Below are 24,090 nucleotides of genomic sequence, written 5' to 3' on the forward strand. Positions count from 1 at the left end.
ACAAGGCCATCGACGACCTCGTGCAGGCGGTCACCGGCGGCCTCGGCGACGTCCAGGCGGTCGTCACCGACCTGCTGACCCAGGTGGCCGGCCTCGTCACCGGCCTGCTGACCGCCGACGCGACCACGGCCCCGGCCGACTCCGCCGCCTCCGCGACGCCGTCCTCCACCGACACCTCGTCCGCCTCGTCCGCCTCTTCGGAGCCCGTGACCTCGGCCGTCACGCTGCCCGCGATCTCGCTGCCGTCCTCGTTGCCGTCCGCGCTCCTGTCGCCGGCCTCGTGAGCGGCATAGCCGGTCGCATAGCGCCGTACGGCGCAACTCCTCCGGTCGTGGCGCCGGCCCCCGTGGCCGGCGCCACGACCGTTTCTGTACCGGTGTGTTCCGCCTCCGACCGGCCGTGAATGGGTCGCTCACCGGTCGTCCAGCCGGCCGGGCGACCGGTCATTCAGAGATCTCATATGAGGACTCGCAATCTTCGGCGCCTCCGGTTTCCGCCCCGGCCCGGGCTCGTTAGGCACGGCGGAAGACTCACCCTCCGGCGACTCGCGTCGCCGAAGAAAGGAACACGATGAAGTCCCTGAAGGCTGCCGCCATCGTTGCCGGGTCCCTGATCGCCGCCAGTGTCGGCGGGCCCGCGTTCGCCGCCGACGTGGCGTCCGCGGGCTTCAGCGGCCACCTGAACTCCAAGCTTCCCGTCGAGGTGGCCCCGCTGGACCACCAGTCGGACGTGATCCACACCGGGACCAGCGGCTCGCTCGTCGAGACGGCGCGCGAGGCCGCCAACTCCCTGAACGACGCCCGCCCGCTGCACCACACCACCAAGGACGCCACGACCGCCCTCCAGGACGCCAAGCCGATGCACGGCGACCTGGCGCTGTAGGACGCGCAGCACGCCGTACGTCGTCGGAAGGGGCGGCTCCCGGAACGATCCGGGAGCCGCCCCTTCCGTCTGCCTCCGTCTGCCTCCGTCTGCTTCTGGCTGCTTGCGTCCGCGCGGACGCGGACACGGGACCGTACGCGGGGGAGGGCGGACGCGGGACCGTACGCAGGGCCGGGCACGGAAAACGCCCGGCCGGGGGAGTCCCCGACCGGGCGCTCGGACCGACTGTCCGTCACCGCACGTCAGTCGTCACAGCCGTACCGCTGGTGGCTAGTTGTTCGTGCAGACGTTGCCGATGGCCGGGTTGAGGGCGCCGACCACGTTGACGGTGTTGCCGCACACGTTGACGGGCACGTGAACCGGGACCTGGACCACGTTGCCGGACGCGACGCCGGGCGAGTGCGCCGCAGCGCCCTCGGCGCCCGCGTTCGCCGCGGCGAGACCGGCTCCGCCGAGCACCACGGCGCCCGTGCCGAGGGCGATGGTGGCGGCCTTCGCGATGCGAGACATCACTTTCTCCTTGCTGATTCGGGGAGTGCGGCAGCAGGACGCGCGACCGCACTGCCCCTTCAACGCCGCAACCGCGAACCGGTCACGGCAAACATCCCTGGATCACCCCTTTTGAAGGGGAAGGGTTGCTTCGCCGGGTGGATGACAGTTCTTGTGTCGGGTGGACGGTGGTTCCGGCGCCGGCGGACGACGTTCGCGGCGGTGGTTCCGGTGTCGGCGGACGGCGGTTGCGACACTGTCACGAAGCTGACTTTTCAGGAATGTTGCGCCTATGGGCGTTTCGACTGTCAAAACCTACGAAAACCCTCTACGCTGACGACTGTCAGTGATCAGTCCATCACGGACTGTAGTGACATGAAAAAGGAGAGGTAATGCGCAAGTTCCAGAAGGCCGCTGTCGTTGTGGCCATGCTCGGCAGCGTCGGCTTCATCGGTGCCGGTGCGGCCCAGGCCCACGGCGGCGACGAGGGTGGTCTGAAGGTCGACAGCAAGCAGAGCCAGACCTGCACGGGTCAGGTCGACACTCAGCAGGGCCTCGTCAACATCCAGGACCTGGGTGTTGCCGCCAACGTTCTGGGCGTCGGCAACCCGGTCGGCAAGGCCACCTCGGTGACCTGCCCCTCCACCCTCAGCTTCGGCTGACGATCCCCCACCACGGGTGATCTAAGCAGGCGTCGGGGCCCGGACCCCCGGTCCGGGCCCCGAGCCGGGTCGGCACGTCGGCCGATCCTGTCGTTCGGAGCGACTTCGCCGCCGCGCGCGGCGGGTCGACCGTATAAGGAAACAAGGTAGATGCTCATTACGAAGAAGCTCGCGGCAACCGCGGCGGCCGGAATCCTGGGCGGCTTTGCTCTGATCGGGTTCGGCGCCACCCAGGCCTCCGCCCACGACGGCGACTCCACCGGAGGCGGCGTCTCCGGCAGGTGCGTCGACGACGGCAACAGGGCCATCACCTGCGTGCAGTCGCAGCACTGCTCCGGTGGCGGCCACGTCGACTGCAGCAGCACCATCATCATCAAGCGCAAGAGCTCCTGACGCCCGGCCGGGGCGGCCGAGGCGCCCTTGTTCACGTCGGCATCCGTCGCTCAGGCCTGTCCGCGCAGCGAAGAACGGCCGGGACCCCCACGGGTCCCGGCCGTCGGCGTGCGCGCACGTGATCGCGCGGGCTCCAGGCGTGGCCGCCGGGCGGGACGAGGGTCACTCCACTTCTACGCCGTAGCCGCGTACGAGGGTCTCCAGGTCGTGGTCGTAGCCCTGGCCGACCGCGCGGAAGCGCCACCGAGGGCCCCGGCGGTAGATCTCGGCGAGGAGCAGGGTGCGTTCGCTGGTGGCGGCGTCCAGAGTGGCCTGGGCCGCGACCGGAGCGTCGATGCCCGGGGCGAGGCTCAGCTGAACCGCTCCGACGTCCCCGAAAGCGGCGGCTCCGTCGATCGCGGCGGCGACGGCGATCCTGCGGGCGGCCGGTGGGAGCGCCGCCAGGTCGACGGCGACGGTCTGCTCGGTCGGGCCGTCGCAGAGCAGGCGGATGGCTCCGTCGGGGCTCTCCGGCGCGCCGTAGAAAACGAAGTCCTCGTCGCAGGAGACCTGTTCGTCCTCGTCGAGGACGAAGGCGACGACGTCGATCTCGCAGTTCGTCTGCTGCCCCCAGGAGGCGCTCACGTACCAGCGGCCGGCGGTGGGGAGATCGATGACCCCGCCGCGCGGCAGGACGTCGGCCGTCGCACCGTCCTGGGCGGGAGAGGCGGCCGGCTCGCAGGAGAGGGCGCCGAGCCAGGAAGGCGCGCGGACCGGCAGGCCCAACAAGGAGACGCGGGTCATGCGGCGGTCGAGCTCGCCCCCCGGAAAGAGGACGATGTCGGTGACGCTCGCCGAGAGGTTGATCGCGGCGGCGCCACCGAGCTCGACGACCCTGGTCCGGGCGGCGGACGCCTCCACGTGCGTACCGCCCAGAACCAGTACCCGCCGACGGCCGAACGGCTTGGCGGACGGTGTGGACTCGGGCCGCCTCGGGGCCGGTACGGCGGCGACGGTCGCTGTCACGTCCGGGGACGGCGTCGGCGTGACCGGAGGCGTCGTGGCTTCCGGGACTCTCCTCGCCGGCTGACTCTCGTGCGGTGTGCCGGGGCGCACCTCTCCCAGCAGCTTGAGGAACGCGTGCTCGTCGACGATCGGGATCCCCTCGGCGATCGCGCGCCGTGCCTTCGCCGAGCCCGAGGCCCCGTCGTTGGTGACGAGAGCGCTGGTGTGCCGACTGACCGACGACATGATGTTCAGGCCGGCGGCGACGGCCCGGGCCACCAGCTCGGCCCGGGAGGTCGCGGTCTCTCCCGTGATGGCGATCTTCATGCCCTGGACGAGCGGACCGCCGGGCGCGGGGCGGCCCGGATTCCGGTAGGCGCACGGGGTCTTCGGCGGATTGGGCGCGAACTGCGGATTCTGCCGGGGCGGGCAGGGCACCAGCGGCAGCGGGACGTCCAGCCGTGCCGCCTCGGCGAGGGAGGACCGGAGGATTCCGGCAAGGACGCGCGTGTCGTCCAGTGCGTCATGGGCGCTGGTCTGCGGCACGCCGTAATGCGCGGCCAGTGACGCCAGGCTGAGGTCGGCGACGGGCGGCTCCACCCGCCGGTTGAGGGCGAGGGTGCACAGGCGCTGGTTCACGGGGAGGTGGAGCCGGGCGCGGGCGAACTCGTGGGCGAGGAAGTCGTAGTCGAACTGCGCGTTGTGGGCCACCATGACGCGGTCCTGGAGGAGCGCGCCGATCCGCCCGGCGACCTGTTCGAAGGCCGGGGCGCCGTCGAGCCGCTCCGCGGTCAAGCCGTGGATGTGCACGGGGCCGGGATCGCAGCCCGGATTCAGCAGGGTGGAGTACTCGCCGGTCTGGACCCCGTCCGGTCCGAAAGTCAGCACCGCGACGGAGAGGATCCGGTCACACCGGGCGATCAGACCGGACGTCTCGACATCGACCAGAGCCCAGTCGTGCGCGTAGTCGGGCAGATGGGACACGTCGAGCGCGGCGGCGAGGGGCATGACGACAAGGATGATCCGGACGTGAGCGCCACTTCAACCCCAAAGCCGGATCTTTCCCCCTCTTCCTGGACTTCCTGGAAACCGTTCCGGGCCTTCGGGCCACCAAGAAGACAACCCTCCCGGGGGAGGGCTGCGGACGTCGTACGGGTGTGGCGCCCCCGGCAGGACTCGAACCTGCGGCCAAGCGCTTAGAAGGCGCCTGCTCTATCCACTGAGCTACGGGGGCCTGGTGTGGTGGCCTCGGTCGCGGTCGTCGTGCCCGGTGCGGGCCGATCCGTGACGGTGCCGGGGACAAGGATAGGGCTCCCGGGTCCGTGTCCCTGCTGCTCCGCCTCCGTGGCTCGGTGTGGAGGTTCGGTGAAGCGCTCCCGATAATCGCAGGCAGGTACGAATCGTGCATCGCTTTTCACGCCTCGCGCACCGGGTGTTGTGCACTCGTTATGCCTGGCCTGTGCCCGCGTCCCAGTGATCCCTTCCGCCCCATCTGTTCTGTCGGCACGCGAGCATGCTCATATGCTTCAGAATTCCCTCAAAATTGGGCATTCTTCACATGTGGTGACCTTGGACGTACGGCCTCAGCTGCTCGACGCACTCTCCGCCCTGCGCGACCGTGTCGCCGCCGCGCGCTTCCCGCTCCCGGTCCCGGGAGCGCCACGCGCGCGTGCCAACCGCGACGAACTGCTCGCCCAGCTCGACGACTACCTGGTGCCCCGGCTGCGCGACCCCGGCGCGCCGCTGCTGGCCGTCATCGGCGGTTCCACCGGCGCCGGCAAGTCCACCCTCGTCAACTCCCTGGTGGGACGGCGGGTCAGCGAGGCCGGGGTGCTGCGCCCCACCACCCGCAACCCGGTGCTGGTGTGCCACCCGGAGGACCACCACTGGTTCAGCGGCATGCGGGTGCTGCCCGGCCTCGCGCGCGCCTGGGACCCCCAGCAGGAACCCGCCGACGACCTGCCCGCGCCCGACGACACGCCGCGCGTGCTGCGCATCGAGACCGTCGACACGCTGCCCCCCGGCCTCGCCCTGCTGGACGCCCCCGACGTCGACTCGCTCGTCGCCGACAACCGCGTCCTGGCCGCCGAGTTGCTCTGCGCCGCCGACATCTGGGTGATGGTCACCACCGCCGCCCGGTACGCCGACGCCGTCCCCTGGCACCTGCTGCGCACCGCCAAGGACTACGACGCGACGCTGGTGACGGTGCTGGACCGGGTGCCGCACCAGGTCGTCTCCGAGGTCTCCCGGCAGTACGGCGCGCTGCTCACCAAGGCCGGGCTCGGCGACGTACCGCGCTTCACGGTGCCCGAACTGCCCGAGTCCGCCTGGGGAGGCGGGCTGCTGCCCGCCACCGCCGTGGCCCCGCTGCGGATCTGGCTCGCCCAGCAGGCGCAGGACCCCGCCGCCCGGCAGCACACGACGGCCCGCACGGCCTACGGACTGCTCGACTCGCTCAAGGCCCGGATGCCCGAACTGGCCGGCGCCGCCGCCGCCCAGTACTCGGCCGCCCTGCGCCTCACCTCGGCCGTCGACAGCGCCTACGACGGCGAGTACGCGCGCGTGCGGGGCCGGTTGCAGTCGGGGGCGGTGCTCGCCGGGGACGCCCTGAAACGCTGGCGGGCCTTCCCCCTGGACTGCACCGCCGGCGAACTGCTCGACGCGCTGGTGGAGAGCCTGGGCGCGCTGCTGCTGTGCGCCGTCACCGCCGCCGACGAGCGCGTCGACGACGCCTGGCGGCGCGAACCGGCCGCCGCCTCGCCGGGACTCGCCGACCGCGCCCCCTCGGTGGAGAGCTCCGAGCACCGCATCGGGCTCGCCGTCCGGCGCTGGCGGCGCGAGCTGGAGGAGTACGCCGAGGACGAGGTGCGCGAGCTGGACCGCAGTGTCGCGCCGGACCCCGAGGTCGTCGCCGCGCTGGCCGCCACCGGGCTGCTGGGCGGTCGCCGGGGACGGTCCGCCGGCGAGGGGCTCGCCGAGCGGATCGGCGCCCATGGCGCGCTGCGGCTGCGCGACCGCGCGGGGCGGCTGCTCGCCGACTATCTGGACCGGGTGATGCACGTGGAGCGGGAACGCCGGCTGGCCCCGCTCGACGCCATGGAAGTGCAGCCGGAGCCCCAGGCCGAACTGATCGCCGCGCTGTCCGTACTGCTGAAGGAGAGGTGACCGGTGACCGCCGTCACTGATCAGGACCAAACGGAACACACCCCCCGGACGGAGGGCACGGTCGTCGCGGAGGGGCAGAGCCGGGAGGGCGAGGGCAGAGGTCAGGACCGGGAAGGGCGGGGGCAGGGCCAGGGCCAGGGCCACGGCCAGGGCTGTGAAGGGCAGGGCCGGGACGAGCAGGGTCGGGAGGCGATGGGCCGAGAGGCGATGGGCGGAGAGGCGATCGGCAGGGAGGCGATCGGCGGGGAGGCGATCGGCAGGGAGGGCGGCGGGGACGGTGCGGAACGCGTCCCGCCGTCGTCGGGGCCGGAGCCGGGGCCGAACGGTGCGGGGCCGAACGGTGCGGGGCCGAACGGTGCGGGGCCGAACAGTGCGGGGCCGATCGGTGCGGGATCGGCCGGTGCGGGATCGGTGGCGTCCGGTGTGCGGACGGGGCGGGGCGGCGCGGAGCCCGAGCGGGCGCCGTCCGGTTCGGGGCGCGCACAGCCTGCCTCGGAGTTCACCCATACGGGGTCCGGGTTCGCCCGGGTGAGGGTGGCCGAGCGTGTCGCGGGGAGCCCTGAGCGGAGCGCGGGCGGCTCCGAGCGGGGCTCGGCGGGCTCCGAGCGGGGTCAGGGCGGGCCGCGGCGTGGCCGGGGCGGTGGGGAGGCTGCCCAGGGCGGTGCGGAGCGCGTCCAGGGCGGCGCGCGGCGGGGGAGCGCGGAGCGCGGTGGACGGCCGCTGGAGTTCAGGCCCTCCTCCGAGCGGGCCGCGCGGCCCGCCGGGGGCGGCGGATACGGAGAACCGGCCAGGTCAGGCAGTTCGGCCGCCGGTGGCTCGGGTGCCGGCGGTACGGGAGGTGCCGGCGGGTCGACGGGCGCCCGCGGCTTCCGAGGTTCCGGCGTGTCGGGGAGTGCGGGCGGCGTGTCGGGGACCCCCGGTGGTCCGGGCGGCGCCGGTACGGGCCGTACACGCGGGGCCGCCGTACCCGCGCGGGACGCCGCCGGGACGGGCGACGGCGCGACCGGGAACGGGTCCGGCAGGACGCCCGCGCGCTACGAGGACCGGTACGCGCGCGTACGCGACGACGAGCGGCACGCGCGTGTGCAGGACGGCGGCCGCCCCACGCGCGTACGGGACGACGAGCAGCACGCGCGCGTGCAGGACGGCGGCCGCCCCGCGCGCGTACGGAACGACGAGGGGCGTGCGCCGGTACGCGACGGCGGCGGACACGCGCCCGTACGCGACGGCGAGCAGCACGCCCGGGCGTACGACGACGGGCACCACGCGCCCGTGCGCGACGGCGGCGGTGACGGCGACGGACACGCGCGGGCGCACGACGACGACGGCCACAGCCGTACCGGGGAGCCGGACGGGGTCTGGGACGACGGGCTGATCGCGCGCCGCGTCACCGAGTCCGGCGCCACCGACCTCGTCCCCGCCGAACCTCGCGTCACCCGGTCGATGCCCGCCCCGCCCCTCGCGTACGACGGGCCGCTGCGCTCGCGGCTGGACGCGCTGCGCGAGCTGGTCGGCCTCTCCCGCACCCGGCTGGACAACCGCACCCTCGCCGAGGCGGGCCGGGTCCTCGACGAGGCGGCAGCGCGGCGCCGGCTGTCCGGGCAGCACACCGTGATCGCCATCGCGGGCGCGACCGGCAGCGGCAAGTCGCAGCTGTTCAACGCGCTGGCCGGAGTGGCCATCTCGGAGACCGGCGTACGCCGCCCGACCACCGCCGCGCCCATCGCGTGCAGCTGGAGCGACGGCGCGGCGAGCCTGATCGACCGGCTCGGCATCCCGGGCCGGCTGCGCAGGCGCCCCGTACAGAGCCCGGACGCCGACCCGCAGCTGCGGGGCCTGGTCCTGGTGGACCTGCCCGACCACGACTCGGCCGCCGTGCAGCACCGCGAGCACGTGGACCGCATCCTGGGACTGGTGGACGCGGTCATCTGGGTGGTGGACCCGGAGAAGTACGCCGACGCCGTCCTCCACGAGCGCTATCTGCGCCCGCTGGCGGGCCACGCGGAGGTGATGTTCGTCGTCCTCAACCAGGTGGACCGGCTGCCCGGCGAGGCCGCCGACCAGGTTCTGGACGACCTGCGGCGCCTGCTCGACGAGGACGGCATCGCCCTCGGGGAGCACGGCGAGCCGGGCGCGACCGTGCTCGCGCTGTCCGCGCTCACCGGCGACGGCGTACCCGAACTGCGCGAGGTGCTCGGCCAGTTCGTGGCCGAGCGTGGGGCCGCGGGCCGGCGGATCTCGGCCGACGTGGACGCGGCCGCGGACCGCCTGCGCCCCGTCTACGCCACGCGCCGGCGCGTCGGCCTGAGCGAGGAGGCGCGCGAGGAGTTCGCGGCCCGGCTCGCGGACGCGGTGGGCGCGGTGGCGGCGGGCGAGGCGGCCGAACGCGCCTGGGTGCGCAACGCGGGCCGGGCCTGCGGAACCCCGTGGCTGCGGCTGTGGCGGTGGTGCCAGGACCGGTGCGAACCTCCCACCGGCCGCATCCCGGTGCGCACGCAGCCGGACGAGGAGGCGACCGCGCGCCAGCGCGTCGAACAGGCGGTGCGCACGGTCGCCGACCGGGCCTCGACGGGGCTGCCGGCGCCGTGGGCGCAGGCGATCCGCGAGGCCGCGGTGCGCGGGGCGCAGGGGCTGCCCGAGGCGCTGGACGAGCTGGCGGCGCGGGCCGGACTGCCGCCGGGCCGCCCGCCGCGCCCCGGCTGGTGGCCGGCCGCGGTGCTGGCGCAGGCCTCGATGACGATCCTCCAGGTCGTCGGCGGCCTGTGGCTGGTCGGCCAGATCGCCGGGGTGCTGGCGCCGAACCTGTGGGTGCCGGTGCTGCTGATGATCGCCGGCATCGTCGGCGGCCCGATCGTGGAGTGGAGCTGCCGCATCGCGGCCCGTGGACCGGCGCGGCGGTACGGGCAGGAGGCGGAGCGGCGGTTGCGGGAGGCGGCGGCGGGGTGCGGCCGGGCCAGGGTCCTGGACCCGGTGGCGGCGGAGCTGCTGCGGTACCGGGAGGTGCGGGAGCAGTACGCCCGGGTGACGGGGGCGGGGCCGGGGGCGCGGTGAACCGTCCGGCTCCGACGGTGGGGAGCGGTCGTCGCCCGTCCGGGTGACGGAGTTTTCCACAGGCGGGCGGTGGTCCACAGGCCCCAGCGGGCCCGGCCCGGCGGCGGCAGTCTGGTGCCGCGGCGATCGCGACGGACGCGGTCGGCGCGGCGGACGCAGCCGTACGGGGCGGGCCCGTACGCATGCCCGCCCGGACCGGACGGCCGGGCGAGGGAGGGGTTCTGTGATGAACGAGACGATGATCTGCGCGGTGGGCAACGTGGCGACCCAGCCGATGTACCGCGACCCCGAGTCGGGCGCGTCGGCGCGGTTCCGGCTGGCGGTCACCGCGCGCTACTGGGACCGGGAGAAGAACGCCTGGACGGACGGCCACACCAACTTCTTCACGGTGTGGGCCAACCGCCAGCTCGCCGCGAACACCGTGGCCTCGCTGAACGTGGGGGACCCCGTGGTGGTGCAGGGCAGGCTCAAGGTGCGCTCGGAGAGCCGCGACGGCGCCAGCCGCGCCTGGGCGGACATCGACGCGGTGGCCATCGGCCACGACCTGTCGCGCGGTACGGCGGCCTTCCGCCGCACCGTCAGGCAGGACCCGGGCACGGCGCCGACCCGGTCTGTCCAGGAGGCGGACGCCGGAGCGCAACGGCCCGAACCGCAGTGGGAGACCCCGGCCGCCGAACCGGCTCACCACCAGGAGCGCGAGCCGGTCGCGGTGACGTGACGGCGGGGCGGACGGGCCGGATGGGCCGGACCGGAGAGGGCGGCGGACGGTCCGGGCGGGATAACGATTCCGATTCGGATCACCGGTCTGACGATCTGACAGCAAACCCTGGTGCGGGAGATCTTTAGGATGCCGACGTGGCTTTCTGAGCTCGGAGATTCTGCTGGTGGGACCGCACCCCCACGTCAACGGGTCCTGCTCGAAGGGGAATTCTGTGTGTGCTTCGTACTCTGCGCCGTCCGCGCGGGGGAGAGCGGCGGCCCGGCTGGCCGCCGTGACCCTGACGTCCGGACTCGTCGCCGCCGGTGTGCTGTCCGCCGCCGGCCCGGCCGCCGCCGAGGGGCAGCCGCAGAGCCAGAGCGGCGCCACCGCGGCCATGGACGGCCTGAAGACGTACGGCGCGGCGGTCGTCCATGACGAGAGCGGCGACCACCAGGTGTCCGCGGGCCTGTTCGAGATGTCCGTGGACGGCGGCGGCACACTCCAGACGTACTGTGTCGACCTGCGCACCCCCACGCAGCGGGACGCCCGGTACTACGAGACGCCCTGGAGCGGCACCTCGCTCGGCGCCAACAAGCACGCCGGGAAGATCCGCTGGATCCTCCAGAACTCCTACCCGCAGGTGAACGACCTGGCGGCGCTGGCGGCCAAGGCGGGCGTCGGGAACCTGACCGAGCAGGACGCGGCGGCCGGCACCCAGGTGGCCATCTGGCGCTACTCCGACGGCGCGCACGTCGACGCCGTCGACCCGCAGGCCGAGAAGCTCGCGGACTACCTCCAGAGCAGCGCGGGCGACCTGGCCGAGCCCAAGGCGTCCCTGTCGCTGGACCCGCCCGCCGTCTCCGGCCGGCCCGGCCGGCGGCTCGGCCCGGTGACGGTGCACACCAACGCCGCGGGCGTGACGGTCACGCCGCCGGCCGACGCCGTCGCCGCCGGGGTGCGGATCGTCGACGAGAAGGGCAAGCCGGTGACGTCCGCGAAGGACGGCAGCCGCCTGTACTTCGACGTGCCGAAGGGCGACGGCGGCGACACGTCCCACGCCTCGGGCAGCGCGGAGGGCTCGACCGAACTGACGGTGCAGGCCTCCACGACCGTGCCGGTCGGCCGCGCCTTCACCTCCGACAGCCGCAGCCAGACACAGATCCTGGCCGGTTCCAGCGAGTCGACGGTCGCCGCGGCGGCCGACGCCACCTGGGCCGACGAGGGCCCGATACCGGCGCTGTCCGCGGCCAAGAACTGCGCGAAGGACGGCCTGGACATCCAGGCCGCCAACAAGGGCGACGAGCCGTTCACCTTCGCACTGATGGGCACCGAGCACAGCATCCCGGCCCGCGCCGCCCGGACGGTCCTGGTCCCGCTCCAGGAGGACCAGGCCTACGACTTCACGATCACCGGCCCCGGCGGCTACGCCCAGCGCTTCACCGGCGTCCTGGACTGCCGCACCCAGAGCAGCGAGACCGGCACGAAGACCCAGCTCCTCAGCGCCCCCACCCCGGCCACCGCCGGCGGCACGGCCCCCGCCCCCAACCTCGCCGAAACCGGCGGCACGGACAGCACCCCCCTGATAGCCGCCACCGGCCTCAGCCTCCTGGTCCTGGGCGCGACGGCCCTGAGCATCATCCGCAAGAAGAAGACCCCTCAGAACTGACCCCCTTGCCGGACACGAGGTCGAGCCGCTCGACCTGCGTGGCCGACAGATACCGGTCCCGCTCGGCGAGGAAAAAGCGCACGTAGTCCTTCGCCTCGTGCTCCTCGAAGGCGGCCTCGTCCCGGTACAGCTCGTAGAACACACGCTCCAGGGGACGCCCGTCGACCCGGTGCACGGCGTAGACCACCGTCCCGGGCTCGTGCGCACGGACGCACTCCCCGGTCCGCGCCACCAGCTCGTCGAACGCGGTCGCGGCATCGGCGTCCTTGCAGGTGAACCGCACCAACAGCCCGAACATCCGAACCCTCCTCCGCCGGCCGAGCGGGCGTCGTGCCCACCACAACGCTAGGGGGTGTCCGGGTTCATCAGGGGCCTATTCGGGAACCGGTCGTGGGCGCTCGGCCGTGGAGCCGCTGAGGCCGGGATCCGCGCGCCGGTCGGAGTCGCCCTTTCGCGCCGGCAACGCCGTACGGCCGCCGTCGCCGACGGAAAAGCACCTGGTCACAGCTTCTTGGGTGGACGGGTTTTCGTCCAGGGGTTGCGGTCGGGGGCCGAGGAGGCCTTGGCCAGCGGCACAGGCGTGCCGTCGAAGCCGGGAAGAGTCGGCCGGAAGGGCGCCAACTCGGGTCGACCACTCACCAGACGAAGACACCGCTCCGTCGCAGGCCGGCCCCAGATGCCCTCAGCTTCCCAAGCCGAGGGTGCACCGCTGCCTTGGTCCGTCAGCCCAGCCAGACGAGCATCGCGTCGTCCCCGCTGGCAGCAGCCTCGAAGAACTGGACGAGGCCGTCGTACCAGGGGCGCCCCCATTCCAGGGAGCCGGGTTCATCCCATCCGAGGGGATACACCTCGGCGCCGGTCAGTTCAGCAGGCTCCACACCACTGATGAGCTGGGCATAGCTGGTAGCTCGCAGAGCTTCCGCGGCGAGCCGGACCCGCTCGGGCCGCAGGTATCTCGGGGGCCCGTAGCCCCAATCCTCTTCCTCGGCGAAAGGCTCCTCACCGTGGATCACGTTCACGGGGAACTCGGCGCGTGCCAGGAGGAAGCGGAGCATGCCCCAGGCCTTGTACGTGCTGAAGTGGCGCGCCTCGGTCGGCGCGGGTTCCGTCTCCTCCTCGGCGTCCTGGATCTCTTCTACGAAGTCCAGAGCCCAGTCGGAGTCTTGGATCGCTCGGCCGAGCTCAGCAGCCGTGACACGCAGGTACTCACCGATCATGCTCATGGCCGGAGATTAGGCGAGGCCACTGACAACGACCGCCGGACGGACCGTCTCAGCTTCCGTCTCATTCAGCCCGGTACCGGCGTTCAGCCGAGACCGGCAGCCGAGTCCAGCCTGGTGAGCCCACGCCCATACGAGAGAGGCTGTGCGCGGCCGGCGCTGGCAGGTCGTCTCCTGGCCATCGACGAAGCCCGACCGTCGGATAGGTCCCGGACAGATCTCCGGGCCGCCCCCGGACAGATCGGGGATGCAACCATTCTCTTCAGAGCTGGAACCCCCGGAAGCCGGCCGCGCGCTTCGAGAGCGTAGACCCAGGTACTGACGACGAGCCGCTGTGCTTCCGTCGGCGCGGCCGGCTCAGGTCGACCGGCGAGGGCCGCCTATGACAGGAGGCGTTCACCAGGCTTGACACGGCCGGTCGTGATCTGGTGCCGGAGGTCGTCGGCGAGTCGGGTCGTCCGCCGGGCTCAGGAGCGGCTGATCTCCCAGGGTGTGCTGGGGGGACGAGTGATCGTCTTCTGGGCTGCCCTTGGGCCGTGCGCGCCCAAGGGCGCCCGATGGCGACTGGCAGTGACGGACGCGTCGCAGCCGCCGCCGGCGAAAGTCCAGGTCACAGCGCCCCCACCCAACGGGTTTCCGCGCAGGGGTGGCGATGCGGCAAGATGGGGTGTATCTGCCCACTGCCAGATTTCAAGCTGCCGGACGGTTTCTCTTGGCTGAGTTCATTTACACCATGCGCAAGGCGCGCAAAGCGCACGGCGACAAGGTGATCCTCGACGACGTCACCCTGAACTTCCTGCCGGGTGCCAAGATCGGCGTCGTCGGTCCGAACGGTGCCGGCAAGTCGACCGTGCTGAAGATCATGGCGGGCCTCGAGCAGCCCTCCAACGGCGACGCGTACCTGTCGCCCGGCTACACCGTCGGCATCCTCCTCCAGGAGCCCCCGCTCACCGAGGAGAAGACGGTCCTGGAGAACGTCCAGGAGGGCGTCGCCGAGGTCAAGGGCAAGCTCGACCGGTTCAACGAGATCGCCGAGCTGATGGCGACCGACTACTCCGACGCGCTGCTCGACGAGATGGGCAAGCTCCAGGAGGAGCTGGACCACGCCAACGCCTGGGACCTCGACGCCCAGCTGGAGCAGGCCATGGACGCCCTGGGCTGCCCGCCCGGCGACTGGCCCGTCACCACCCTCTCCGGCGGTGAGCGCCGCCGCGTCGCGCTGTGCAAGCTGCTGCTGGAGCAGCCCGACCTGCTGCTCCTGGACGAGCCCACCAACCACCTCGACGCCGAGTCGGTGAACTGGCTGGAGCAGCACCTGGCCAAGTACGACGGCACCGTCGTGGCCGTGACCCACGACCGGTACTTCCTGGACAACGTCGCCGGCTGGATCTGCGAGGTCGACCGCGGCCGCCTGCACGGCTACGAGGGCAACTACTCCAAGTACCTGGAGACCAAGGCCGCCCGCCTCAAGGTCGAGGGCCAGAAGGACGCCAAGCGCCAGAAGCGGCTCAAGGAAGAGCTGGACTGGGTGCGCTCCAACGCCAAGGGCCGCCAGGCCAAGTCCAAGGCCCGCCTCGCCCGCTACGAGGAGATGGCCGCCGAGGCCGACAAGATGCGGAAGCTGGACTTCGAGGAGATCCAGATCCCGCCGGGCCCGCGCCTGGGCAACGTCGTCGTCGAGGTGAACGACCTGCACAAGGGCTTCGGCGAGAAGATCCTCGTCGACGGCCTGTCCTTCACCCTGCCGCGCAACGGCATCGTCGGCGTCATCGGCCCCAACGGCGCCGGCAAGACCACCCTGTTCAAGATGATCCAGGGCCTGGAGACGCCGGACAGCGGCGACATCAAGGTCGGCGAGACCGTCAAGATCTCCTACGTCGACCAGGGCCGCTCCAACATCGACCCCAAGAAGACGCTGTGGGAGGTCGTCTCCGACGGCCTCGACTACATCAACGTCGGCCAGGTCGAGATGCCGAGCCGCGCCTACGTCTCCGCCTTCGGCTTCAAGGGCCCCGACCAGCAGAAGCCGGCCGGCATCCTCTCCGGCGGCGAGCGCAACCGCCTCAACCTGGCGCTCACCCTCAAGCAGGGCGGCAACCTGCTGCTCCTGGACGAGCCGACCAACGACCTCGACGTCGAGACCCTCAGCAGCCTGGAGAACGCGCTGCTGGAGTTCCCCGGCTGCGCCGTCGTCGTCTCCCACGACCGGTGGTTCCTCGACCGGGTGGCGACGCACATCCTCGCCTACGAGGGCGACTCGAAGTGGTTCTGGTTCGAGGGCAACTTCGAGTCGTACGAGAAGAACAAGATCGAGCGGCTCGGCCCGGACGCGGCCCGTCCGCACCGCGCCACCTACAAGAAGCTGACCCGGGGCTGATCCAGCAGATGCGCCACATCTACCGCTGCCCGCTGCGCTGGGCGGACATGGACGCGTACGGCCACGTCAACAACGTGGTCTTCCTCCGCTACCTGGAGGAGGCCCGTATCGACTTCCTGTTCCGCCCGGACAAGCAGTTCAAGCAGGGGTCCGTGGTGGCGCGTCACGAGATCGACTACAAGCGCCAGCTGGTGCACCGGCACGCGCCGGTGGACATCGAGCTGTGGGTGACGGAGGTCAAGGCGGCCTCCTTCACCCTCCGATACGAGGTCAAGGACGGCGACACGGTCTACGTACGGGCCTCCACGGTCATCGTCCCCTTCGACTTCGAGGCGCAGCGCCCGCGCCGGATCACCGCGGAGGAGCGCGAGTTCCTCGGCGAGTACCAGGACGAGGAGGAGGCCGTCGCCGCATGACGGTCCTCCATCTCGCCGACGACACGGAGGCGGCCGACCTCGCCGCCTTCCTCTCCCGGCTGCTCCACTACGACCGGGCCGCCGCCGTCCGCCTCCAGGCGGCGGGCACCGCGCTCGCCGTCTTCGGGCGGCCGGCGTCGTTCGAGGTGCTCGCGGTGCGCGCGGTGCGTCTCGCCAAGCCGTACGAGGACGGTCTCGACGTCACCCTCGACGTGACCGTCTCGGCCGGTGACCTGCTGGAGGCGGTGGACGAGACGGCCGCCACCGTCGCCGTCCCGGCCGCGGTGACCGGGCCGCCCTGGAGCGGCGTGCTGCCGCCGCGCGGCGGCTGGCGCACCGAGCCGGGGCTGCCCCCGGTGGACGCGCTGCGCTCCGTGCTGTCCGCCGCCGTCGCCGAGTTCCGCTCCCGCACCCAGGAGCTGCCGCCCGAGCGGCACACCCGCGCGGAGCTGGACGGGCTCGGGCGGGAGATCTGGTCCCGCACCGTCGGCCGCACCCGGCTGCCGGTACGGGCCGTGCACGCGGCCCAGTCCCTCGGCTTCCTGCGCTCCCGGCCCCCGGCGGCGGCCGGAGCGCCCGGAGCGGGCGAGGAGGACGGGATCGCGCTGTTCTCGTCCGGGGCCTGGCTGCGGCTGCGGACCCCGTACGGGTCCATCGCGGTGCGGCGCTCCGGGCTCGGCACGCTGGACGTCAGCGTCCGCTGAGCCCCCGGCCCCGCGCCGGACCCGCGCCGACTCCGGCGCGGCTGCCGTGTCCGCCCCGCTCAGTCCCGTTCGCTGTCGTCCGGGCGGACCGCGATGTGGTCCGGTTCCAGTTCCAGCGCCACCCGGTCGCGCATGCCCAGGGCCCGGGTGTACTCGGCGGGCAGCTGGAGGCGGCCGGCCCGGTCCAGCATGGCGTACTCCCGGCTCACCACCCGTTCGTCGCCGGTCGCCGCGTCCACCTCGCTGCGGCGCAGCACCTCCGTGGAGGTGCGGCCGTCGCGGATCGCGACCGTGCGGCGCACCTCGGCGGCCACCGCCTGGTCGTGGGTGACGATCACGATGGTGGTGCCCAGACGCTCGTTGGCGGTGCGGAAGGCGGCGAAGATCTGCTCGCCGGTGTGCGAGTCCAGCTCGCCGGTCGGCTCGTCGGCGAGCAGGACGGCGGGGTTGTTGGCGAGGGCCACCGCGATCGCCGCCCGCTGCTGCTGGCCGCCGGACATCTCGTGCGGACGCCGGTCGCGGCAGTCGGCCACCTCCAGCATCTCCAGCAGCTCCAGGGCGCGTTCGGCCTTGGCCCGGCGGCCGCGGGCGGGGCCGCCGGCCAGTTGCATGGGCAGCGCGACGTTCTGCGCGGAGGTCAGGTACGGCAGGAGGTTGCGGGAGGTCTGCTGCCAGACGAAGCCGACGACCTCGCGGCGGTAGCGCAGGCGGTCCTTGGCGGTCATGGCGAGCAGGTCGTGGTCGGCGACCCGGGCCGCGCCGGCGGTGGGCGTGTCCAGGCCGGCGAGGATGTTCATCAGCGTGGACTTGCCGCTGCCCGAGGCGCCGACCAGCGCCATCAGCTCGCCCCGGCGCACCAGCAGATCGAGGCCCTGGAGCGCCTGCACCTCCACTCCGTCGGCGGTGAAGACGCGCACCAGGCGGTCGCAGCTGATCAGCGCGTCGTGGCCGTAGGCGGGCCGGGTGCGGTCCTCGGTGGCGCGCCGGGCCAGGTCGGCGAGGGTGGGGTTCGTCGTCATCGGGCGGCTCCTGCGGATACGGCTCTTACGACTCGTACGGGGCCGGTGGCTCCGGCGGTTACTGCTCTTCCCACGGCTCCCGCACGGCGCGGCTCGCGCGGCCCGGCCACGCCCGCGCCCCTCGGCCCGCGCCGCCTCATCGGGCGTCCCCCGCCCGCAGTTCCCGTACCGAACCCCGGCGGCCCGTCCACCAGGCCTGAGCCACGGCCACGCCCACCGCCAGCAGCAGGACCGCCGTCGCGGGCAGGGCCAGGGAGAGCGGGTCGGCGCGCAGCGCGCCCGCGCCCGCGGCGGCCGCCGCCGGGGGCACGGCGACGGCCGTCAGGTCGATGCCGGGGGAGAGCAGCCGGATGGTCGCCCAGCCGGTCAGCGCGCCGCCCGCCGCGGCCAGCAGCGCCTGCGGCAGGGACTCCAGCACCAGCAGGCGCCGGCCCTGGGCGCGGGTGAGGCCCATGGTGCGCAGCCGGGCCAGCAGCGCGGCCCGCTCGGGGGCGGCCCGCAGCAGGGCGAGGAGCAGGGCGAGGACGGCGTAGCCGGCGCCGGCGGCGACCGCGGCGGCGTAGACGCGCTCGGCTCCGGACTGGAGGGGCGAGTCGGCGTACCGGGCCCGCTCGGCGGCGCGCACCTGTACGGCCGCCGACGTGCCGGCCGCCGTGCGCAGGGCCGCGGCGTCCAGGTGGTCGCCGGTCACCAGCAGCGTGCTCGGGCGGGCGCTCTCGCCGCTCAGCCCGGCCCGGTCCACGACCAGGAAGTCGGTGCCGGGCACGGCGGGCGTCCGGTCGCGGACCAGGGCGATCCGCACGGTGACCGTGGCGCCGTCGGACAGCTGCACCGTGAAGGGCCCGGTGCCGTGGGCGGCGGCGGACGATGGGGAGGCCAGCGCGGGCAGCGGGGCCGTGCGGTCGGCGGGTCGGCGCAGCCGCTGCGCCGGGAAGGCGCCGAGGCCGGTGCGGCCAGCCAGCGCCGCGTACTCGGCGGGGGCGACGCCCGCCAGCTTCAGCGGCGTGAGGTTCGGGCCGGTCTTGGCCCGGTAGTCGACGCTCGCCTCCGTCGCCGCCCGCACCCCCGGCATCCCGCGGACGGTGCCGGACAGGCCGGCGGGCAGCTCGACCGCGGCCTCGATCCGCGCGTCGGCGCCCACGGCGAGCAGGGCCGTGCGGTCGCGGGCCTGGGCCACCCCGGTCAGCACGGACCCGCCGAAGGCAGCGGTGGTGAGCGCGGTCAGCAGCGCGAGCAGGGGCAGCACCGCCGAGGCGGAGGTGCGGCCCGCGCGGGCCAGCGACAGATGGCCCACCGCGCCGCGCAGCCGGGCGGCGGGGCGCGTCAGCCAGCGCAGGGGCAGCGGGTACAGCCGGACCAGCAGCAGCGCCGCGATCACCCCGACCAGCACCGGAGCCAGCGACATCAGCTGATCGCCCGAGCCCGAGCCCGAGCCCGAAGCACCCGCCGCGCCCGAGGCGTCCGCCGCGCCCGCCGCGCCCGAGCCGCCGGAGACGCCCCGCCGCCGCAGTGCCTCCACCGCGCCGGCGGCGATCACCAGCAGCGTCAGTTCGGCGACCGTACGGCGCCGGGAGGGCCGTACCGCCGCGGCGTCCTGGCGCGGGGCGTGCAGCCGTACGGTGCGGTGGGCGAGGGCGGCGCGCAGCGGCAGCGCGGCGCAGGCGACGGCCGTGACCGCCGTCGCCGCCGCGACCGACCAGGCGGCGCGGGCGGCGGCGACGGCGAGCAGGGCGGCGCCCAGGCCGAGCGCCCCGGCGGGCACGGCGACGACCGCCGTCTCCGCCGTGAGCCGCCCGGCCAGCACGCGCAGCGAGGCGCCGCGGGCGCGCAGCAGGGCGAGTTCGGCGCGGCGGCGGTCGGCGGCGAGGCCGCCGGCCATCAGCAGGACGACGAGGGCGACCGTCGCCCCGCCGACGGCGGCGACCGACACCAGCGGGCCGACGCCCGAGCGCAGCCGGTCGTAGGAGCCGAGGACGTCGTCGAGCGCGGTGCCGGTCTGCGTGGCCGGGTCGGTCAGGGCGCGGGCCCGGCCGAGTCCGGGGCCCGACTCCAGGGAGGCGACCGCGGACCGCAGCGCTCCCAGGTCGCGGGCGTGCAGCGCGCGGGTGTCGGGGGCGAGCTGCCAGTACCGCACCGGCCAGACGTCGGTGCCCAGCAGGGCCGGGGCGGCCTCGGGGGCCAGGAGCAGCGCGCCGAGCCAGTACTTCGGCGGTTCGGGGTCCTGCGAGGGCACCTGGATCAGGGCCGGGGTGCGCAGCAGCGGCCGGGCCGACCAGTAGGCGCCGTCGGGTGCGCGCGGGGCGAGCAGGCCGGTGACGCGGACGGCGAGCACGGTGTCGGCGGACGTGTTGGGCACGTGGACGACCGAGCCGACCTGGATGTGCAGGCTCCTGGCCGTGGCCTCGGAGACGGCGGCCTCCACCGCGCCGGTGCGGCCGGTGACGGAGCCCTCGGCCCTGGGCAGCCGGCCGGCGCGCAGCACGGAGTGCTCGGCCAGGCCGCTCTGCGCGAACAGGGACACCTTCGCGGGCAGCCCGCTGGGCCGGGGGATCCAGGGGTCGAAGACGGCGAGGCCGCTGCCGGTCGTCACGCCGTACGCGGACTGGCCGCGGTCGACGGTCAGCGGGCCGGGGACGGTGCCGAGGAGGCCGGTGTACTGGCGGCTCAGGGCGTCCGGCAGCAGCGCCCGCTCCTGCTGCCGGGCCGGGAGCTGGATGTCGGGCGTGGGGGCCTGCACGGAGACGGTGCCGCGGCCCTGGCCCGCCTGGGCGACGGCCCGGCGCAGTCCCGCGTCCTCGTAGCGGTCCAGGGTGCGCGGCAGCGCGGCGGCCAGGCACGCGGTCAGCGCGACCAGCACGGCGAGGGCGGCCGCGGCGCCCGGCGCGGTGCGCAGCCGGACGCGGAACCAGGAGGCGACGACGGCGTGCACCTCACTCACCTCCGCGGTCTCGTAGGGACACCGCCGGGTCGGTCCGGCGTACGGTCAGCACCGCCGTGACGAGCAGCGGTCCGGCGGCGACACCGGCCAGCAGCAGCGCCACCCGCGGCAGCGGCAGGTCCACCAGGACGCCCGGCACGGGTTTCACGGCCTGCCCGGTCAGCACGATCAGCGGGATCACCGCCCGGGCCAGCACGGCGCCCAGGGCGGCGCCCGCCGCCAGCGCCACGGCCACCAGCACGCCCTGTTCGGCGGCGACCATCCGGGCCAGTTGCCGGCGCGGTGCGCCCAGCGCGCGCAGGACGGCGAACTCGGCGTCCCGCTCGCGCAGCGTCCCGGCCGCGTTCACCGCGAACCCGAGGGCGGCCAGCAGGGCGGCGACCACGGCCGCGGCGGTGAACGCGGCGTTCGGTCCGGCGCCGAACGGGTCGTCGCGCAACTGGTCGGCCAGTTCGTCGCGGACGACGACCTGCGCCGGGTCGACGTCGGGCAGCGCCCGCAGCGCGGCGGCCACGTCGTCCGCGTGGCGCGCGTCGGCGGCCAGCCACCATTCGGTGGGCGCCACGCCGACGCCGTAGCGGTCCTCCAGCAGCCGGTTGACCGCGCGCAGGTCCAGCAGCAGTCCGCCGCCGTCGTGCGCGGCGTCCACCGAGTCGCCCGGCGCCGCGCCCTGGGCGGTGGTGGGCAGGGCCCGTACGGCGGCCAGGACGCGCACCGGCACGTTCTGCCCGGCGAACACCACGTCCACGCGCTGGCCGGGGCGGGCGCCGGACGCGGTCAGGAAGGCGTCGGTGGCGACGGCCGCGATCTCCGGCCGGGCGGGCTGGGCGGCCCGCACCTGCACGCTCACCGAGGCGCCCGAGCCCGACAGGTCGGTCAGCGCGCGCGGTGTGTAGCCGGTGCCGTAGGTCACGGTCAGCGGGGCGGTGGACGTCACCTTCGGGCGGGTCGGGACGGCGCGGGCGTCGCCGGCGCCGGACCCGGCCGTGCCGCCGCCGGCCGAAGCGGCCGTCCACGCGGTCGGCAGCGCCAGCCGCCGGGCCGGCCCTCCTCCGGTGGCGGCCTCGACGGCGGACACGGTGAGGCGGTGCCGTGCGGCCCGGCCGACGGGCTGGGTGACGTCCAGTTCGAGGCCGGTCAGGGTCAGCGCTCCCGCGCCGGCGGGCAGGTCCAGGGCCAGGGTGTGCGCCCGGCCGTCGGCGGTCAGCGGTCCGGCGGGCATGCGGTACGGGATGCCGTCCGCGTCCTCGACGGTGACGGCCACGCCGACCGGGCCGCTCGCCGCGCCCGAGGAGCGCAGGGCCGCGGTCAGCCGCAGTCCGGTGGCGCCGGCGGGCACCTTCGCCCCGGCCGCCGCGCCCTGGGGCGTGAGCTTCGCCAGCAGCGGCCGCACCGGCTCGGACGCCAGGTCGGCGCGCATCAGCACCGTGCCCGCGGCGTGCGCGGTGTCCAGGGCGAGCACGGTCGCGGTGCGGTCGCCGGACAGGGCGAGCGTGGTGCGGGCGGCGGGGGCGGCGGAGCGTACGTGGCCGAGGGCCGCGTACCGGCCGGTGCGGCCCAGTTCGCCGTCCCCGGCGGCCAGCACCCGTACCGGCGCGCCGGCCAGGAAGTCGGCCCGGTCGTCCTGCGAACGGTGCTGGGAGGCGCCCTGGCCGATCGCCAGCATGCCGAGCGCGACGGCGAGCACCAGCAGCAGCACCGCGCCCGCGCCGCGGTTCGGGCGGCGGCTGAACTGCCAGCCCGCCAGCGCCGCGCCCAGGCCCCGGCCGCCGCCAGCGCGGCGCTCGGCCAGCCGGGCCGCGGGCGGCAGCAGGCGCAGGGTGAGCACGGTGCCGGCCAAAAGGGTGAGCGCGGGCGCGGTGACCAGCAGCGGATCGATGCCGAGCGTGCCGGCGCGGTCGCCGCCGACCGCGCCGGACGGCTGCCGGTCCAGCTGCCAGTACGCCACGGCGGCCACCGCCAGCAGGCCCACGTCGGCGCCCGCCCGCAGCGGCGCGGGCAGTGCGCGGGCCCGGCGCACCACCGTGAACGACGAGGTCAGCGCGGGCAGGGTGACCGCGAGCGCGCAGCCCAGCGCCACGGCGGCCGCCACCAGCCACACCCCGGGCCGCCCGGCCGCGGGCACGTCCGGACGCAGTCCGATCCGGGCCAGGGCGCCCTGCCCGGCCAGCAGCCGGGTCAGCGGTCCGGCCAGCGGCGGCGCGCACAGCACGGCGGGCAGGGCGAGCAGCAGCGCCTCGGCGGCGGCCAGGCCCGCGATCCGGGCGCGCGAGCCGCCGCGCGCCCGCAGCAGCCGGGTCTCGGCGGCGCGTTCACTGCTCAGCAGCCGCGCCACCAGCAGCAGCGCGTACCCGGCGAGCAGGGTCAGCTGGAGCGCGGCGACCAGCAGGGTGGAGCGGGCGACCAGCAGCGAGCGCTCGATCCGGTCGAGGGTGGCGGGCAGCGCGGTCGTCACCTCGGGGGCGCCGTCCGCCGCCGCGGACGTGCGCAGCGCCGCAGCGCCCGCGCCGGCCGCGTCGCGCAGCGCGCCGATCCGGCCGGCGCTCAGCCGGGAGAAGTCCGCCGAGACCTGCCAGCCGGTGGGCCCGGCGCTCACCCGGTCCCCGGCCAGGACGCCGGGCCCGGCGAGCAGCGGGCCGTACAGGGTGAAGCCGAGCTTGCGGACGCCGCGCCCGCCCAGGTCGTCCAGCAGCCAGTACGGCGCGTCGGCGTGGGCGGGCCGGTACAGGCCGGTGATCCGTACGGTGACCTTCGGGCCGCCGAGGCGGTCGGCGAGGGTGAGCCGGGCGCCGGCTCCGAGGCCGAGGCGGCGCGCGGCGGTCTCGGGGAGGGCGGCCTCCAGGTCGCCGGAGGCCGTGGCGGCGGGCGGCCGTCCGGCGACCAGGCGCACCTGACCGGGGTCCAGGGCGGCGAAGTAGGTGAGGTCCGGGTCGCCCGAGCGTTCGGCGGCGGGCCGGAGCGAGCGGGGCAGGGCGTAGGGGCCGGACCGGGCCAGCGAGCGGACGGTGACCGGCAGGCCGTCGAACGCCTGGTGCGCCTGCGCGCGTACGGCGGCGTCGAGGGCGGGGCGGCCGGCCGGGGACACCTCGCTCCGCACGACCAGGGTGGCGTCGGCGGCGGTGCGGGGCTCGCGCAGCGAGTGCCGCAGGGCGGCGTCGCCGATCGCGCCCGCGTACGAGGCGAACGTCGCCAGCACCGCCGTGGTCAGCAGGACCGTCAGCAGCGCGGCGGCCAGGAGCAGCCGGTGCGCGCGCGCCCGCGACAGGACGAACCCCGTGAACCCCGCCACCCGGCTCCCCCCGTGTCGTCCGGATCTCCGAGTGATGTTGTCAGAGGGGAGGGGCGGCTAGAAAGCGCTTCTTTACCGAACTTGACCGGATCGTGACCGAAATCCGGCGCCGGGCGACCGGAATGCGGGGCTCAG

18 protein-coding genes, 1 tRNA gene and 1 pseudogene are annotated in these 24,090 nt (G+C 74.6%); 11 read left to right on the forward strand and 9 right to left on the reverse strand.

The window, feature by feature from the left end:
- Both ABEB07_RS28550 and ABEB07_RS28555 read left to right on the forward strand, forming a co-directional pair.
- Positions 1-284: pseudogene (locus ABEB07_RS28550) on the forward strand (hypothetical protein); the annotation flags it as partial.
- Positions 285-570: 286 nt separating this feature from the next.
- A complete protein-coding gene (locus tag ABEB07_RS28555) occupies positions 571-882 on the forward strand; it encodes a hypothetical protein (protein WP_009188672.1) in 312 nt (103 codons plus the stop codon).
- Between the two features lie 270 nt (positions 883-1,152).
- Here ABEB07_RS28555 and ABEB07_RS28560 read toward each other — a convergent pair whose 3' ends face one another.
- Complete coding sequence (locus tag ABEB07_RS28560) at positions 1,153-1,392, reverse strand: chaplin (RefSeq protein ID WP_176149011.1); 240 nt, start codon at positions 1,390-1,392, stop codon at positions 1,153-1,155.
- A 371-nt stretch (positions 1,393-1,763) separates the two neighbouring features.
- Between ABEB07_RS28560 and ABEB07_RS28565 the strand changes: the two genes are divergently transcribed.
- Together ABEB07_RS28565 and ABEB07_RS28570 are read left to right on the forward strand one after the other, a co-directional pair.
- Positions 1,764-2,033, forward strand: coding sequence for a hypothetical protein (locus tag ABEB07_RS28565; protein ID WP_164589256.1), 270 nt, complete (start codon positions 1,764-1,766; stop codon positions 2,031-2,033).
- 150 nt (positions 2,034-2,183) lie between these two features.
- Positions 2,184-2,426, forward strand: a complete 243-nt coding sequence (locus ABEB07_RS28570) for a hypothetical protein (RefSeq protein ID WP_345670984.1) — start codon at positions 2,184-2,186, stop codon at positions 2,424-2,426.
- 162 nt (positions 2,427-2,588) lie between these two features.
- On the opposite strand, the gene ABEB07_RS28575 is transcribed toward ABEB07_RS28570, so the two are convergent.
- Positions 2,589-4,418: a TerD family protein gene (locus ABEB07_RS28575; RefSeq protein WP_345670985.1), complete on the reverse strand. Its 1,830-nt coding sequence runs from the start codon at positions 4,416-4,418 to the stop codon at positions 2,589-2,591.
- A 150-nt stretch (positions 4,419-4,568) separates the two neighbouring features.
- Positions 4,569-4,644: transfer RNA gene (locus ABEB07_RS28580), tRNA-Arg, on the reverse strand.
- Positions 4,645-4,970: 326 nt separating this feature from the next.
- Here ABEB07_RS28580 and ABEB07_RS28585 point away from each other — a divergent pair.
- The 4 genes from ABEB07_RS28585 to ABEB07_RS28600 all read left to right on the forward strand — a co-directional run bounded on the left by ABEB07_RS28585 (position 4,971) and on the right by ABEB07_RS28600 (position 11,992).
- On the forward strand, positions 4,971-6,575 hold the full coding sequence (locus ABEB07_RS28585; RefSeq protein WP_345670987.1) for a dynamin family protein: 1,605 nt from the start codon (positions 4,971-4,973) through the stop codon (positions 6,573-6,575).
- Positions 6,576-7,478: 903 nt separating this feature from the next.
- Positions 7,479-9,626 (forward strand): GTPase, encoded by a 2,148-nt coding sequence (locus ABEB07_RS28590; RefSeq protein WP_345670988.1) that lies wholly within the window; start codon positions 7,479-7,481, stop codon positions 9,624-9,626.
- Positions 9,627-9,852: 226 nt separating this feature from the next.
- A complete protein-coding gene (locus ABEB07_RS28595) occupies positions 9,853-10,344 on the forward strand; it encodes a single-stranded DNA-binding protein (RefSeq protein WP_345670989.1) in 492 nt (163 codons plus the stop codon).
- A gap of 214 nt (positions 10,345-10,558) precedes the next feature.
- Positions 10,559-11,992 carry a Cys-Gln thioester bond-forming surface protein gene (locus ABEB07_RS28600; RefSeq protein WP_345670990.1) on the forward strand — a complete coding sequence of 478 codons (1,434 nt, stop codon included), beginning with the start codon at positions 10,559-10,561 and terminating at the stop codon, positions 11,990-11,992.
- Here ABEB07_RS28600 and ABEB07_RS28605 read toward each other — a convergent pair.
- From ABEB07_RS28605 to ABEB07_RS28615, 3 genes are all read right to left on the reverse strand, one after another.
- Positions 11,961-12,290, reverse strand: coding sequence for a putative quinol monooxygenase (locus ABEB07_RS28605; RefSeq protein ID WP_345670991.1), 330 nt, complete (start codon positions 12,288-12,290; stop codon positions 11,961-11,963). The two genes, ABEB07_RS28600 and ABEB07_RS28605, sit on opposite strands and share 32 nt — an antisense overlap.
- A 203-nt stretch (positions 12,291-12,493) precedes the next feature.
- Positions 12,494-12,631, reverse strand: a complete 138-nt coding sequence (locus ABEB07_RS28610) for a hypothetical protein (RefSeq protein ID WP_345670992.1) — start codon at positions 12,629-12,631, stop codon at positions 12,494-12,496.
- 83 nt (positions 12,632-12,714) lie between these two features.
- Complete coding sequence (locus ABEB07_RS28615; protein WP_345670993.1) at positions 12,715-13,215, reverse strand: YfbM family protein; 501 nt, start codon at positions 13,213-13,215, stop codon at positions 12,715-12,717.
- 709 nt (positions 13,216-13,924) lie between these two features.
- On the opposite strand from ABEB07_RS28615, the gene ettA reads away from it, so the two are divergent.
- The 3 genes from ettA to ABEB07_RS28630 are packed head-to-tail and all read left to right on the forward strand — an operon-like array spanning position 13,925 to position 16,709.
- The gene (gene ettA, locus ABEB07_RS28620) at positions 13,925-15,589 is read left to right on the forward strand and encodes an energy-dependent translational throttle protein EttA (protein WP_176149004.1); all 1,665 of its coding nucleotides are present in this window, start codon (positions 13,925-13,927) and stop codon (positions 15,587-15,589) included.
- An 8-nt stretch (positions 15,590-15,597) separates the two neighbouring features.
- Complete coding sequence (locus tag ABEB07_RS28625) at positions 15,598-16,005, forward strand: acyl-CoA thioesterase (protein WP_345670995.1); 408 nt, start codon at positions 15,598-15,600, stop codon at positions 16,003-16,005.
- Complete coding sequence (locus ABEB07_RS28630) at positions 16,002-16,709, forward strand: hypothetical protein (RefSeq protein WP_345670996.1); 708 nt, start codon at positions 16,002-16,004, stop codon at positions 16,707-16,709. The genes ABEB07_RS28625 and ABEB07_RS28630 overlap by 4 nt, the downstream gene beginning before the upstream one ends.
- A gap of 59 nt (positions 16,710-16,768) precedes the next feature.
- On the opposite strand, the gene ABEB07_RS28635 is transcribed toward ABEB07_RS28630, so the two are convergent.
- The 3 genes from ABEB07_RS28635 to ABEB07_RS28645 form a co-directional block, all read right to left on the reverse strand.
- Entirely contained in the window at positions 16,769-17,728 is a 960-nt protein-coding gene (locus ABEB07_RS28635) for an ABC transporter ATP-binding protein (protein ID WP_345670997.1), read from the reverse strand.
- Between the two features lie 136 nt (positions 17,729-17,864).
- Positions 17,865-20,657, reverse strand: a complete 2,793-nt coding sequence (locus ABEB07_RS28640) for an FtsX-like permease family protein (protein ID WP_345671050.1) — start codon at positions 20,655-20,657, stop codon at positions 17,865-17,867.
- A 1-nt stretch (position 20,658) separates the two neighbouring features.
- Entirely contained in the window at positions 20,659-23,955 is a 3,297-nt protein-coding gene (locus tag ABEB07_RS28645) for an FtsX-like permease family protein (protein ID WP_345670998.1), read from the reverse strand.
- Positions 23,956-24,090 lie beyond the last annotated feature (135 nt).

Origin of the sequence: Streptomyces similanensis, assembly GCF_039543625.1 — a bacterium.
Taxonomy (GTDB): Bacteria; Actinomycetota; Actinomycetes; order Streptomycetales; family Streptomycetaceae; genus Streptomyces; species Streptomyces similanensis.